Annotated in this window: 12 protein-coding genes; 6 read left to right on the top strand and 6 right to left on the bottom strand. The window is 66.8% G+C overall.

What is annotated here, in order from left to right; genetic code table 11:
- Nucleotide 1: 1 nt before the first annotated feature.
- Nucleotides 2-1,210, top strand: a complete 1,209-nt coding sequence (locus tag ACWDNU_RS15805) for a hypothetical protein (protein WP_449669345.1) — start codon at nucleotides 2-4, stop codon at nucleotides 1,208-1,210.
- 28 nt (nucleotides 1,211-1,238) lie between these two features.
- Entirely contained in the window at nucleotides 1,239-1,988 is a 750-nt protein-coding gene (locus tag ACWDNU_RS15800; RefSeq protein WP_449669344.1) for an ESX secretion-associated protein EspG, read from the top strand.
- A 503-nt stretch (nucleotides 1,989-2,491) separates the two neighbouring features.
- Here the strand turns inward: ACWDNU_RS15800 and ACWDNU_RS15795 are convergent.
- From ACWDNU_RS15795 to ACWDNU_RS15785, 3 genes are read right to left on the bottom strand one after another with little or no spacing between them, the layout of a single operon-like run.
- Nucleotides 2,492-3,265: an amino acid ABC transporter ATP-binding protein gene (locus tag ACWDNU_RS15795; RefSeq protein WP_370932951.1), complete on the bottom strand. Its 774-nt coding sequence runs from the start codon at nucleotides 3,263-3,265 to the stop codon at nucleotides 2,492-2,494.
- Complete coding sequence (locus tag ACWDNU_RS15790; protein WP_449669343.1) at nucleotides 3,262-4,221, bottom strand: amino acid ABC transporter permease; 960 nt, start codon at nucleotides 4,219-4,221, stop codon at nucleotides 3,262-3,264. The genes ACWDNU_RS15795 and ACWDNU_RS15790 overlap by 4 nt, the downstream gene beginning before the upstream one ends.
- A gap of 23 nt (nucleotides 4,222-4,244) precedes the next feature.
- A complete protein-coding gene (locus tag ACWDNU_RS15785; RefSeq protein WP_449669342.1) occupies nucleotides 4,245-5,159 on the bottom strand; it encodes an ABC transporter substrate-binding protein in 915 nt (304 codons plus the stop codon).
- A 167-nt stretch (nucleotides 5,160-5,326) separates the two neighbouring features.
- On the opposite strand from ACWDNU_RS15785, the gene ACWDNU_RS15780 reads away from it, so the two are divergent.
- The 3 genes from ACWDNU_RS15780 to ACWDNU_RS15770 are packed head-to-tail and all read left to right on the top strand — an operon-like array spanning nucleotide 5,327 to nucleotide 8,790.
- Complete coding sequence (locus tag ACWDNU_RS15780) at nucleotides 5,327-6,988, top strand: circularly permuted type 2 ATP-grasp protein (RefSeq protein ID WP_449669341.1); 1,662 nt, start codon at nucleotides 5,327-5,329, stop codon at nucleotides 6,986-6,988.
- Nucleotides 6,989-7,003: 15 nt separating this feature from the next.
- Complete coding sequence (locus ACWDNU_RS15775) at nucleotides 7,004-7,951, top strand: alpha-E domain-containing protein (RefSeq protein WP_449669386.1); 948 nt, start codon at nucleotides 7,004-7,006, stop codon at nucleotides 7,949-7,951.
- Nucleotides 7,948-8,790 carry a transglutaminase family protein gene (locus tag ACWDNU_RS15770; RefSeq protein ID WP_344282840.1) on the top strand — a complete coding sequence of 281 codons (843 nt, stop codon included), beginning with the start codon at nucleotides 7,948-7,950 and terminating at the stop codon, nucleotides 8,788-8,790. Before ACWDNU_RS15775 ends, ACWDNU_RS15770 begins: the two co-directional genes overlap by 4 nt.
- Here the strand turns inward: ACWDNU_RS15770 and ACWDNU_RS15765 are convergent, their stop codons facing one another.
- Together ACWDNU_RS15765 and ACWDNU_RS15760 are read right to left on the bottom strand one after the other, a co-directional pair.
- The gene (locus tag ACWDNU_RS15765) at nucleotides 8,791-9,771 is read right to left on the bottom strand and encodes a FecCD family ABC transporter permease (RefSeq protein WP_449669340.1); all 981 of its coding nucleotides are present in this window, start codon (nucleotides 9,769-9,771) and stop codon (nucleotides 8,791-8,793) included.
- A complete protein-coding gene (locus ACWDNU_RS15760) occupies nucleotides 9,768-10,784 on the bottom strand; it encodes a FecCD family ABC transporter permease (RefSeq protein WP_449669339.1) in 1,017 nt (338 codons plus the stop codon). The genes ACWDNU_RS15765 and ACWDNU_RS15760 overlap by 4 nt, the downstream gene beginning before the upstream one ends.
- Before the next feature lie 62 nt (nucleotides 10,785-10,846).
- On the opposite strand from ACWDNU_RS15760, the gene ACWDNU_RS15755 reads away from it, so the two are divergent.
- Nucleotides 10,847-11,860, top strand: coding sequence for an ABC transporter substrate-binding protein (locus tag ACWDNU_RS15755; protein WP_449669338.1), 1,014 nt, complete (start codon nucleotides 10,847-10,849; stop codon nucleotides 11,858-11,860).
- A 94-nt stretch (nucleotides 11,861-11,954) separates the two neighbouring features.
- On the opposite strand, the gene ACWDNU_RS15750 is transcribed toward ACWDNU_RS15755, so the two are convergent.
- Nucleotides 11,955-13,376: a M20/M25/M40 family metallo-hydrolase gene (locus ACWDNU_RS15750; protein ID WP_449669337.1), complete on the bottom strand. Its 1,422-nt coding sequence runs from the start codon at nucleotides 13,374-13,376 to the stop codon at nucleotides 11,955-11,957.
- Between the last annotated feature and the right edge of the window lie 88 nt (nucleotides 13,377-13,464).

Genomic DNA, 13,464 nt, shown 5'->3' with positions numbered 1-13,464 from the left:
CATGGCGCTCACCGGTCATGACATCTACAACCAGATCCACAGCCCGGGCGACACCACGGGTCTGGACGCGATGGGCGGCGGCTGCGGCGACCTCAAATCCATTCACAACGAGGTAGCCAACAAGCTCACCGAAAGCCAGGCGGCGCTCAACTCCTTCTGGAAAGGGCAGGCCGCCGAGACCGGCAAGGCCGGGCTCGCGCCGTTGATCGCTACCTCGCACCTGGCCGCGGAAAAGATGGACTCGATGCAGAAGTCCATCGCGGAACAGTCGGCAGCGTTCAACTACGTGAAGAACGCTGTTGTCCCAGTCTCGGAGAGCAGGCCTGACGATCAGAAGCTCACGGACTATGTTTCGATCGGAGCGAGCGACGACGAGATCGCCGCCGCGGAGTTCGACGACAAGACCAAGAAGAACGTCGAGGCGTACGGCCAGTACCAGCTGAGCACCGATCCGCGAACCCAGACGATGCCGATGGACTATCCGGCCGCACACGATCCGAACGTGTCCTCGGGCGGCATCACCCCGGATCAGCCGACACCTGGGACGAGTGGGCGGGTTGGCTCGAGCGCTGGCCACCATTCGTCCGGCGGCGGGTCGTCGCACAATTACAGCAGCGGGCCCAGCACCTACTCCGCTCCTCCCGGGGCGGCCGGCATGCCAGTGCCTCCGCAACCCGGGCATGGCGGGCCTGTTGCTCCGCCCGTATCGCCGCCGAATGACAGCACCCGGGCGGCTTGGGCTGACCCGACGATCCCTCCGCCGCAGACTTGGCAGCCACCGTCATCGTTGCCGGGTGGCGGGAATCCCGGGACCGGCGGGGTGAACGGCGGTTTCGGTCCGGTCACCGGGTTCGGCGGGGGTTTCGGGCCCACTAGCGGCGGTGGTGGCGGTTTCGGCCCAGGCGGGTCGGGATCTGGTTCTGGTGGTGCGGGCAGCGCGGGCGGTGCCGGACCCCGAGGTGTGGGTGGTGGCACCGGTGCCGGAGCGCTCGGCGAGAGTGCGGGTCGACCCGCCATGGGTGGCAGTGCGGGTGCGGCCGGAGCGAAGGGTCAGCCCGGAATGGGCGGCATGGGTGGCGGCGGCAAGGGCGGCAAAGGGCCCGAGGACGAAGAGCACCAGCGCAAGATCCTGCTCGCCGAAGAGGACCCGGATTCGATTTTCGGGGGTTACGACGGAAATCGGCCTACGCCGCCGGTTATCGGGGCTTAGCGGGAATGGCTAGGGGGAGGGAAAGTCGGTGCTGCGCAAGCCCGTTGAGCTGAGCCTGCAGACCTTCGAGGTGCTGCTGGAGCGGCTGAATCTCGGCGACATCCACCCGACGCTGGTCCGCGGTGCGCTCTGGTACTCGCCGGACGAGCGCCGGCAGCTGGCTGCTGACACCGATCGCGAGCTGCACAATTCCGGTCTGATGCAACGCGGACGGCTGAGCGACGAGGTCGTCGAGACGATGCATTTGCTGCAGCGGCCGGGCATTGAGTACTACTCGTGGGTCAAATCGGAGCGCGGCGAACGAACCGTACGCGCGGCGGCGAGCGGCCGGGACGCGGCGACTGTTGTTGCGGTGAACCAGAAGCTGTACATCGCACCGTGTTCGGCGGATACGTTGGTTCGTGAGTTCATCGCGTTGCTGCCGGAGGCTCCGGCGGCGCGGGTGCTCTCGCTTAACTGTTCCGACGAGGACCTGAACCTGGTCAAAAGCGGCGGACAACCGTCTGGACGGACGAGTCCGAGCATTCGGGACGCCAAGCAAGTGTTGCAGTGGCTCGATAAGCCGCATACGTATTTCGGACGGTTGTACGTCGCGGTCCGGGACAGTCGCGGGAAGCGGCGGCGTAACGAGAATCCGCCGGGGTGGGCGGATATGGAGGAAGGGCGGATCCTGTTCGGGGTGGACAAGTCCGGATGGATCAGTCTGGCTGGGGCTGGGCCGCAGGAGATGGCGAAGAAGTTGCAGCAGTTGGAGAGCGAGTTGCGCTCTGAGCGCTGACAAAAGGTTCAGTGTGTTTTATCCAGCACAGGTGAATGACGTGCGCAACCCAGTGCACCCGCTCTTCGGCGTGATGGGCTCGTGGCTGTCGGGCTGGCTGGATGCAGCTCGACAGGCACGCCGCCAAGCCCAGCACTTCCCTCATCGAGCATTGGTAAGACGCTGCCGTCACATGGCGCACCAGCCGTGGCCACGCCGATTACCGGCACTACAGCAGTTGAGTCTGATCCTTGCGCCGCCGTAACCCCGAAGCAGGTCGAGGGGTACCCAGCTGTCAGCTATGCGCAAGGAGGCGAAGGAGAAGGAGTTTGCACGCTGGCAATCGGAGTCCGCGACACCTTCTCTACACCGTGATTACCAGGCTGGACACCGGAAACCCGCATCGTTCCGACCCATGCGGTGTCGCGACTAAGATCGGCAGTTTCGGTATCGAGTACTTGAAGTCCACACACCCCGCATAAAAGAAAAGGCCGCCCGGAGATTCTCCGGGCGGCCTCCCCAACTCAAGCGTTCGGGTTCAAAACCCGAGCCAAAAACGCCTTCGTCCGTTCATGCTTCGGGTCGCCGATAACCTCATCCGGAGAACCGGACTCGACGACAACCCCGCCGTCCATGAAGAAGACCTTGTCGGCTACCTCGCGGGCGAACTGCATTTCGTGGGTCACCACGACCATCGTCATGCCGTCCTTCGCCAGTTGGCGCATGACGCCCAGCACGTCGCCCACCAGTTCTGGGTCCAAAGCGGACGTTGGCTCGTCGAAGAGCATCAGCTTCGGTTGCATGGCCAGCGCCCGCGCGATGGCGACGCGCTGTTGCTGGCCACCCGAAAGCTGACCTGGATAGGAACGGGCCTTGTCGGCCAAGCCGACGCGGTCTAGCAGTTCCAGCGCTCGTTCCCGGACCTGGCCCCGCGGTTCGCGGCGGACCTGGACTGGGGCCTCCATGACGTTTTCCAACGCTGTCATGTGCGGGAACAGGTTGAATCGCTGGAACACCATGCCGATGTTCTTGCGCTGTTCCGCGATTTCCTTGTCCCGCAACTCATGCAAGCGACCGCCGCGTTCGCGGTAGCCGACTAGTACTCCGTCGACGTAGAGCCTGCCTGCGTCGATTTTCTCCAGGTGGTTGATGCAGCGCAGCAAAGTGGACTTGCCGGAACCGGACGGGCCGATCAGGCAGAGCACCTCTCGGTCGTGCACTTCCAGGTCGATGCCCTTCAGCACGTCGAGCGAGCCGAAGCTCTTGCACACCTTTTGGGCGGAAACTACGGGAGTCACTGCGGAGCACCCCCGCTTCCGCTGCCGCCACTGCCGAAGCGGAAGCCCAGCATTCGCGCTCCCCACTTGTTCTTCTGCGCGGTTGCCCGTGAAGTGCCGCGGGCGAAATACCGCTCGATGTAATACTGCACGACCGTCAGCACCGACGTCATGAACAGGTACCACGTCGCCGCGACGATCAGCAGCGGGACGGTTTTGTAGTTCTGCGAATAAATCGTCTGCGCCGACACGAACAGCTCGAAATATCCGATGACGACCACCAGCGACGTGGTCTTCAACATCGAGATGGTCTCGTTGCCGGTGGGCGGGATGATCACCCGCATCGCCTGCGGCAGGATGATCCGGCGCAAGGTCTTGCCCCGGCTCATGCCCAGCGCAGACGACGCTTCCAGCTGACCGCTGTCGACGGACTGGAGGCCGCCGCGGACGATTTCCGCCATGTACGCCGCCTCGTTGAGGCCGAGGCCCAGCAACGAGGCGACGAACTGGTTGATCAGCGTGTTCGTGTCCCAGCTGATGAAGGTCGGCCCGAACGGGATACCGAGTCCGATCTTCGGGTACGCCAGCGCCAGGAAGTTCCAGATCACCAGCTGAGCGATCAACGGCGTGCCGCGGAACAGCCAGATGTAGATCGACGCCGCGCCCGACATCAGCAGGTTCGGCGACAGCCGCATCACCGCGAGCAGTACGCCGCCGACAATGCCGATGAGCATCGAGAGCACCGTGAGCAGCAACGTGTTCCGCAGGCCGTTGAGGATCCGGCCGTCGAAGAGGTACTGGCCGACGACCGGCCACTGCAACGCGGAGTTCGTGACCACACTGCGGATCACGATGAACGCGACGAACACGATGATCACGCCGGCGATCCAGCGTCCGTAATGCCGGACCGGGACCGCCTTGATCGGGGTGGTGTCGACCTCCTGCCAGGAATCGGCGGGGCCGGGGGGAGTGGACACGAGTAACTAAGTCCTCAGTTTCGTCAGGAAGCGGACGGGTTGATCTCCGACTTGGTGATGGCACCGGAACCCGACAAGCCCCACTTGTCCAGGATCTTCTTGTAGATTCCGCTGTCGATCAGCTTCTGGACCGCGCCCTGCACCGCCTTGCCGAAGTCGCCGCTGCCCTTCGGCAGCACGATCCCGTACGGCGCGGTGTCGTACGGCGCGCCCGCGGACTCCAGCTGGCCGCCAGTCTGCTTCACCGCGTAGTCGATGACCGGCGAGTCGGCCAGTTCGGCCTGCACGCGCTTCGCGGTCAGCGCCAGGTTCACGTCGGTCTGCGCCTGGAACTGGGTGATGTTGATGGCCTGCTTGCCCGCCTTGGTGCACGCGGTGTTGCGCTTGCCGAGGTCGTCGACCTGCGTGGTGCCCTTCTGCACGGCCACATTCTTACCGCACAGGTCATCCACCGACAGTTTGTCCGGATTGCCCTTGAGCACCGCGAGCGAGGTGCCCGCGCTGTAGTACGAAATCATGTCGACGGTCTGCATCCGCTCGGCATTGATCGTGAACGACGAGATGCCCATTTCGTACTTCTTCGCCGAAATACCGGGAATGATGCCGTCGAACGCCGAGTTCTGGAACTCCGTCTGCACGCCGAGCACCTGGCCGACCGCGGTCGCGAGGTCGACGTCGAAGCCGGTCGCCTTGCCGTTCTCGACGAATTCGTTCGGCGGGTAGGTCTGGTCCTGCCCGATCACGATCTTGCCGTCGGCCTTGATGTCGGCGGGCACGAGCCCGGCCAGCGCCGCATCCTTCTGCGCGGTCGGCGCGCTCTCGGCGCCACCGGGAGCCTGGCTGGCTCCCGAATCGCCGCCGGCACCGTTTCCGCCCGCACCGCACGCCATCGTCATGCCGACGAGCGCGAAGGCTGGGAGAAGGGCGAGCGCCTTCATTTGCTGTCCTCGGGCCACTTCGTCACTCCTCGTAGTTCTCAAGGGCTGAGAGCTGGCATATTGCCACTCGTAAGCGGGTATGCACAGCACTGCTGCGTCACGGGGAAGTTTCGCACAGGACTTGCCGGGAAGACGGGTGTCGCGGCCGCCGCGCACGGTAAGTCAGGATGTCCTCCATGAACGCCAACCCCGGTCCCCGGCTGCCTCCGGCCGGACGACGTGCGCGAACGGTGAAAGGCCGCCGCGCGGCCAGGCCCGGCGCGCAGTTCGACGGATACCTCGCCCCGGAGCGGCCGCACGCCGGCGCGTACGACGAGATGTTCGCGCCCGACGGCATGGTCCGCGGCCCTTACCGAGCGCTCTACGGCTCGATCGCCGCGCTCGACGCCGGCGATCTCACCAACCGCTCGCAGGCGCTCGATCGGGCGATGGTGGACCAGGGGATCACGTTCTCGCTGTCCGGCCAGGAGCGACCGTTTCCGCTCGACCTCGTGCCCCGCGTCATCCAGGCGACCGAATGGTCCCGGCTCGAACGCGGCGTGACACAGCGTGTCCGGGCGCTGGAGGCGTTCCTCGCCGACGTCTACGGCGACCGGCAGATCCTCCGCGACGGCGTGCTGCCGCGTCGGCTGATCACCTCGTGCGAGCACTTCCACCGCGAGGCCTACGGGATCAAACCGCCCAACGGGGTGCGGATCCACGTGTCCGGAGTGGACCTCGTCCGCGACGAAGAGGGCACCTTTCGTGTCCTGGAGGACAATCTCCGCAACCCGTCCGGCGTGTCCTACGTGATGGAGAACCGGCGGACGATGGCGCGCGTGTTCCCGGACCTGTTCGCGCGACACCGGGTCCGGCCGGTCGGTGACTACGCGTCACATCTGCTTCGCGCACTGCGAGCGGCGGCCGCGCCGAACGTCGCGGACCCGATGGTCGTCGTGCTCACCCCGGGCGTCTACAACTCGGCCTACTTCGAGCATTCGCTGCTGGCCCGGCTGATGGGCGTGGAGCTGGTCGAGGGCCGCGACATGTTCTGCCGCGACAACGTGGTCTACCTGCGCACCACCGAGGGCGAGCGCCAGGTCGACGTGATCTACCGGCGGATCGACGACGAATTCCTCGACCCCGTCCACCACCGGCCGGACTCGGTGCTCGGCGTCGCAGGCATCCTCAACGCCGCCCGCGCGGGCAACGTGGTGGTGGCGAACGCGGTCGGCAACGGCGTCGGCGACGACAAGCTCGTCTACACCTACGTGCCGGAAATGGTGCGCTACTACCTGAACGAGAAACCGATACTGCCCAATGTGGACACTTTCCGCTGCTGGCTGCCCGACGAGTTCGACTACGTCATGCAGCACGCTGACGAATTGGTGATCAAACCGGTCGAGGGTTCCGGCGGGTACGGCATCGTTTTCGGGCCGGACGCGTCCAAAAAGGAGCTCGACGCGTTGCGCCGCAAGGTGCGCGCGAACCGGCGCGGCTGGATCGCGCAGCCGGTGGTGCAGCTGTCCACGGTTCCATCCAAGGTGGACGATCGGCTCGCGCCGCGGCACGTCGACCTGCGGCCGTTCGCGGTCAACGACGGCAAGGAAATCTTCGTGCTGCCCGGTGGCCTCACTCGGGTCGCGCTGCCCGAGGGAAGCCTGGTGGTGAACTCGTCGCAGGGCGGCGGATCGAAGGACACCTGGGTGCTCGCGTCGCGGTCCTCGACGTCGGAACAGGAACTGGACCGTCCCGCGCTCGGCGATGTGTCCGTTGTGGACGGTGTGGCCGCGGAGCAGGGACCGGAGCTTTCCACGTCGCAGCAGCAACAACAGCAGCAACAGAGCTGAGGGAGGGAAATCATGATGCTGGCCCGCAACGCGGAGTCGCTGTACTGGATCGGCCGTTACGTCGAACGCGCCGACGACACCTCCCGCATCCTGAACGTCTCGGTGCATCAGTTGCTGGAAGACGCGAGCGTCGACCCGGACCACGTCAGCCGCCAACTGCTCGCCGTGCTCGGCATCCCGTTCGACGTGGGCGACGCGCTCGACGTGTGGAAGCTGACCGAATTGGTCGCCTACGCGAAGGACAATCCGTCGTCCATCGTCGGCTCGATCAACTCCGCGCGCGAGAACACCCGTGGCGCGCGCGAAGTGGTGTCGACCGAGCTGTGGGAATGCCTCAACGCGACGTGGAACGCGGTGCCGGACCGACAGCGCTACGCCCGCCGCGCCGGGCCGCACGCGTTTCTGTCCTTTGTAGAGGAACGGGCGGCGATGTTCGCCGGGCTCGCCGATTCCACGATGAGCCGCGACGACGGCTGGCTTTTCCTGGTGCTCGGCCGGTCGGTCGAACGCGCGGACATGGTGGTGCGGCTGCTGCTTTCACGAGTTTCGGACCGCGCGTCGTCGCCGGGATGGATGACGGTGCTTCGCTCGGCAGGCGCGCAAGACACGTACTTACGCACCAATCGTGGCGCGCTGGACGCCGCGCGCGTCGTGCAATTCCTGCTCAGGGACACCTTGTTCCCACGTTCGGTCTTCCACGCCTTGCGCCAGGCAGAGGATTGTTTACGCCAGCTGGATCCGGGAATCAACGCGCGGGGCAACGAAAAGACCGAGGCCGTCCGGCTGCTCGGCCGCGCCCGAAGCGAGCTGGAATTCCTCCACCCGGCGGCACTGCTGGACGACCTGCCGCGACGGCTGCGCGGGCTGCAGGAAGCGATCAAGGAAATCGGGGAAGCGGTGTCCATGCAGTACTTCCACACGTCGCCGTGGGTGGCGTGGAGCGGTGCGGAGGTGTCCCTGTGACCTGGCAATTGCGGGTGACGCACCGGACCGGCTACCGGTACGCGACGCCGGCCACCCAGTCGTACAACGAAGCCCGCCTCACCCCGCGCTCGGACCGGCGGCAGACCACGTTGGCCACGCGCATCGAAACCTCCCCGGCCACGCGTGCCTATCGCTACACCGATTACTGGGGCACCGACGTCACGTCGTTCGACTTGCACGCGCCGCACACCGAGTTCACCGTGCTCGCGACGTCCGTGGTGGAGACCGCGGACGAGGCGGAACCGGTGCACTCGGCGACGTGGAAGGACTTGCAGAGCGAGACCGTCCGCGATCAGCGCACGGAGTATCTGACGCCAACGCCGTACACGCCGAATGATCAAGAACTGTCCAAACAGGCCCGAGCGCTGCGCAAGGGATTGGACCCGGCGGACGCCGTGCTCGCGATCTGCGGCTGGGTGAACGAGCAGTTGAAATACCAGCCCGGTACCACTGGCGTGCACAGCACGGCGACCGATTCCTGGCGAGCGCGCGAGGGTGTGTGCCAGGATTTCGCGCACGTCACCCTGGTGATGCTGCGGGCGATCGGCATTCCGGCGCGGTATTGCTCGGGGTACCTGCACACCAAGCCGGAGGCCAAACTCGGCGAAAAGGTGGAGGGCGAAAGCCACGCCTGGGTCGACGTGTGGACCGGCGGCTGGTGGGCGCACGATCCGACGAACGCGATCCCGGTCGGGCCGCGCCACGTGTGGGTCGCGACCGGCCGGGATTACGCGGATGTGGCTCCGTTGAAGGGGATCTTCACCGGGGCCAGTCAGTCCACTTTGGACGTTTCGGTGGAGCTGACTCGGATGGCTTAGTCACGCGGTCTGCCGACGACGGGAAACCGCCAGCAGCCACAGCAGGTACCCGCCGCCCAGCGCTGCCGCGACGACACCCACCGGCAGCAGTGAAGCGTCCAGAACCCGCTGACCCACGAAGTCCGCCGCGAGTACCAGCACCGCGCCCATCGCCGCGGACGCGACCAGGTTCGGGCCCGGGTGGCGGGTCAGTCGGCGGGCGAGTTGCGGTGCGGCCAGAGCCACGAACGGGATCGGTCCGGCTGCGGCGGTCGCGGAAGCGGCCAGCGCGACCGCTGCCAGCAGCACCACCGCACGCACTCGCGGCACCGCGACGCCGACCGCGACGGCGGCGTCATCGCCCATTTCCAGCATTCGCAACGCGGGCTGGTGCACGAAGATGAACGGCGACAACACCAAGACAGCCAGGCACAACGGGATGAAGTAGTTCCAGTCGCGGCCCGCGAGGTCACCGGTCAGCCAGCCGACGGCCTGTGCCGCGGCTTCGAGTTTCGCTTGCACCAGCAGATAACCGTTCACCCCGGCCAGCACCGCGCTCACCGCAATGCCCAGCAGCACTAGCCGTGAGCTGAGCAGACCGTGTGGGGCACACAGCGCGGTGACCAGCAACGCAGTCAGCAAACCGCCCACGACCGCGCCGACGGAGACCAGTCCGGGGCCCGCGCCGAACAGCAGGATCATCATGATTCCGCCGGTCGCCGAGCCGGTGGTGAAGCCGATGATGTCCGGGCTGCCGAGCGGATTCCGGGTCACCGTCTGGAAAACCGAGCCCGCCAGCGCGAGCGCGATACCGACGAAGATCGCCACCAACGCGCGCGGCAGGCGGCCGGTGACCACCAGGTACTGCGCCTTCGTGCCGGATCCGGCGAGCGTCCGCAGGACTTCCATCGGCGTCATCTCGTAATCGCCGGTGCCCACGGCGAGCACCAGAAGCACTGCCGCCACCAGGGTCAGCAGTCCGACGACCACCCACGTCCTCATCGCCGCACCGCCTTCAGCCGCCGCGCCACGATCACGAAGGCGACGCCGCCGATCACGTCCGTCATCACGCCCACCTGGATTTCGCCGTTGCCGCCGAGCAGCCGGCCGAGCACGTCGCAGCCGAGCAGCAACACCGGTCCGAGCAGCGCGGACAACGGCAGCACCCACCGTTCGTCCTGGCCGACCAGCGCCCTTACGACGTGCGGGATCATGAGACCGACGAACGCAATCGGCCCGCACGCGGCGGTCGCCGTCGCGGAGAGCAAGCCGACCGCGACCATGCCGACCGCGCGGGTCAGCGCCGGGTTCGCGCCGAGGCCACGCGCGCTGTCGTCGCCGAGTGCGACTGCGTTGAGCGGCCGGGCGAGCACGCCCGCGATCACCAACGCCGCCAGGAAAAACGGCAGCAGCCCGGCGAGACTGTCGAGATTCCGGTTCACCAGTGAGCCGACGAGCCAGTACCGCATCTGGTCGAGGCTGTGCGTGTTGATCATCTGCATGCCCTGGTTGATCCCGACGAACACGGCCTGCACCGCGACGCCCGCGAGCACCAGCCGCAGCGGGCTCACCGAGCCGCCGATCACCGTGACCAGCACCGTTCCCGCGAGAGCGCCGAAGAAAGCGAACCACACCAACTGCTCCGGCGAAGACACCGAGAACACCGCGCCGCCCAGGACGATCGCGACCGCCGCGCCGTGGTTGATGCCGAGCAGACCGGGGTCGGCGACCGGGTTGCGGGTGATCGCCTGCAGCAGAGCACCAGCGAGCCCCAGTCCGACGCCGACCGCGAGACCGAGCAACGTCCGCGGGAGACGGTCGTCGCGGATCACGACGTCCTCGAAGGTCCCGCTGTAGGAGAACAACGCATGCCACACACTGCCGAGCGGCAACCGGTTGGAGCCGAAGGCGATGGACAGCACCACCACGGCGACGAGGGCGACGAGCGCCGCGACCAGGACCGTCGCGCGGACGCCCCAGCGCCGGGATGTGACGCGCTCCCCAAGCAGGACCATGGCGTTCACCCTAAGGCAAGGCTAACCTCAGGCGGTACCTCACCCGATCCTCCGGAGTTCCGATGACCTTCTCACCGGCGCGGCTGTCCCGCCGCGGCTTTCTCGCGGGCACCGCCGCCGCGGGCACCCTCGGCCTGCTCAGCGCCTGCGGGTACAAGGACGAGCAGCCCGCCGCAAGCGACGGCGCGACCTGGTCCTTCACCGACGACCGCGGCCGCAAGCTCGACGGCAAGCGGCCGGAACGGATCGTCGCACAGGTGACCGCCGCGGCCGCGCTGTGGGACTTCGGCGTGAAATCGGTGGGCATTTTCGGCCCGTCGAAGCTCCCGGACGGCAAGACCGATCCGCAGGCGGGCGGCGTCGACCTGAAGTCGGTGACCTCGCTGGGCAACGTGTGGAACGAGTTCAACTTCGACAAGTTCGTCTCGCTGAACCCGCAGCTGCTGGTCAGCGTGATCTATCTGAAGCAGCAGATGTGGTACGTGCCGGACACGATGGCGGACAAGGTCGACAAGGCCGCGCCGAGTGTCGGCATCGGACTGCAGGACATCGCGATGCCGCAGGGGATCGCGAAGTTCGAGGCGCTGGCGAAGGCGCTCGGCGCGGACGTCGCGACGCCGGAAATCCAGCAGGCCAAGGAGAAGTACGAGGCCGCGGACGCCAAGTTCGCCGAGGCGGTCAAGAAGACGGCCGGGCTCAAGGTGCTGCTGCTGTCCGCGCAGAAGGACACGACGTACGTGGCCAACCCGGCGAAGTTCGCGACCTCGAAGCACTATCAGGAGAAGGGGATGCAGTTCGTCCTGCCGGAGAAGCCCGACGAAAGCCAGGGCGGCTACTACGAGCAGGTGAGCTGGGAGAACGTCGGGAAATACTCCGCCGACGTGATCATGTACGACTCGCGCGGCGGTTCGCTGTCGCTCGGCCCGGACGGGCTCGGCGGCGTCCCGACCTGGCAGCAGCTGCCCGCGGTGAAGGCGGGCAAGCTGATCCCGTGGAACAACGAGACGCCGTTCTCGTACCAGCGGTTCGCTGCGGAGCAGACCCGCGTGGCCGACGCCCTCGCCAAGCTGGCCTAAAGCACCCCAATGTGGCATTGGGCGCATGCGACGCACCCAATGTGGCATTGGGTGCGTGAGATGCACCCAATGCCACATTGGGGCGTTCGCCAGGTCAGCTGCGGGCGTGCGCGTCCAGCAGGTGCGCGACCGCTTCGGTGACCTGCTGGGCGTAGTCCAGGTTCAGCCACTCGTCGGGCACGTGGATGTTCGAATCCGCCCCGCACGCGCCGGTCACCAGGAACTGCGCCTCCGGGTACTTCTCGCCGAGCAGGCCCATGAACGGGATCGACCCGCCCATGCCCGCCGCGCGGTGCGGACGGCCGAAGACCTCGTCGTCGACCCGGCGCAGCGCGTCGGTGAGCCACGCGGCTTCCTCCGGCGCGTTCCAGCCGTTCTCCGCCTGCTGGTCCTCGGCGATGGTGACCTTCGCGCCATACGGAACGTCCGTGGTCAGCGCCCGCTTGATCGCCGCGAGCGCGTCGTCCGCGACCGCGGTGGGCGGCAGGCGGAAGCTGAGCGTGAGCGTGGTGCTCTGCCGCAGCACGTTGCCAGCTTCGGCGGGCTTCGGGAGTCCTTCGCCGCCGATGATCGACAGCGTCGGCCGCCAGTAGTTGTTCAGCAGCAGCTCAAGCGCGTCCTCGGACACCGTCTTTCCACCGCTCACCAACGGGAACGCGGTGCGCAGCGCTTCAGGCGCCACCTCCGCGACCGCCTCGATCTCGGCGCGGCGACTGGCCGGTACCTCGACGTTCAGCTCGGACAGCTTGATCTCGCCGGTCTCGGCGTTCTCGATCCGCTCCAGCAGCTGCCGCAGCACGCGGAACGAACTCGCGACGACGCCGCTGGCCAGGCCGGAGTGCTGCGCGGTGGCGAGCAGCTGGACGTTGACCGTCAGGTGCACCATGCCGCGCAGGCTGGTGGTGAGCCACAGCCGCTCGTAGTCCATGCCGCCCGCGTCGAGGCAGACGACGAGGCTGACTTCGCCGAGCCGTGCGCTCAGGTGTTCAAGGTAAGCGGGGAGGTCCGGGCTGCCGGATTCCTCGCCGGTTTCCAGCAGCAGCGCGATTCGTGCGTGCTCGCCACCGGCCGCGTGCACTGCTTCCACCGCGGCACTGGCCGCGTACCCGGAGTAGCCGTCGTCGACCGAACCGCGGCCGTAAAGGCGGCCGTCGCGGATGACCGGCGTCCACGGGTCGAGGCCTTCGGACCAGCCGCCGACCGGAGGCTGCTTGTCCAAGTGGCCGTACATGAGGACGGTGCCCTTGTCCGTCGCGCCCGGGGTGGCCGGAACGTCGACGAACAACAGCGGAGAACGGCCGTCCAGCTCGATGACCTCGATCTGCGCGCCCGGCAGGTCGCGCCCTTCGAGATAGCTCTTGACGTGCTGGACGGCGGCGGCGAGATGCCCGGTCGACGCCCAGTCCGCGTCGAACGCCGGGGACAGCGCGGGGATCGCGACCAGACCGGACAGGCTCGGCGTGACGTCGTTGATCCACGTCGAGACCACGGATTCGCGTACGGATTTTTGTTCCACAGCGCCATCTTGCCACGGTGACCGACGTCACCGGCACGAGTGAACGTCGTCAGTGCCTGTCCCGGTGAGAACCGTGATCGCCACTCAC

The sequence above is a fragment of the Amycolatopsis sp. NPDC003676 genome (assembly GCF_053587275.1).
This window is presented reverse-complemented; position numbering and strand designations above follow the sequence as displayed.

What these genes read in the sequence shown, in the direction of transcription:
- ACWDNU_RS15805 (WP_449669345.1), top strand. Translation starts at nt 2, where the DNA reads ATGGCGCTCACCGGTCATGACATCTACAACCAGATCCACAGCCCGGGC.
- ACWDNU_RS15775 (WP_449669386.1), top strand. Translation starts at nt 7,004, where the DNA reads ATGCTGGCCCGCAACGCGGAGTCGCTGTACTGGATCGGCCGTTACGTC.
- ACWDNU_RS15765 (WP_449669340.1), bottom strand. Translation starts at nt 9,771, where the DNA reads ATGAGGACGTGGGTGGTCGTCGGACTGCTGACCCTGGTGGCGGCAGTG.
- ACWDNU_RS15755 (WP_449669338.1), top strand. Translation starts at nt 10,847, where the DNA reads ATGACCTTCTCACCGGCGCGGCTGTCCCGCCGCGGCTTTCTCGCGGGC.
- ACWDNU_RS15785 (WP_449669342.1), bottom strand. Translation starts at nt 5,159, where the DNA reads ATGAAGGCGCTCGCCCTTCTCCCAGCCTTCGCGCTCGTCGGCATGACG.
- ACWDNU_RS15760 (WP_449669339.1), bottom strand. Translation starts at nt 10,784, where the DNA reads ATGGTCCTGCTTGGGGAGCGCGTCACATCCCGGCGCTGGGGCGTCCGC.
- ACWDNU_RS15780 (WP_449669341.1), top strand. Translation starts at nt 5,327, where the DNA reads ATGTCCTCCATGAACGCCAACCCCGGTCCCCGGCTGCCTCCGGCCGGA.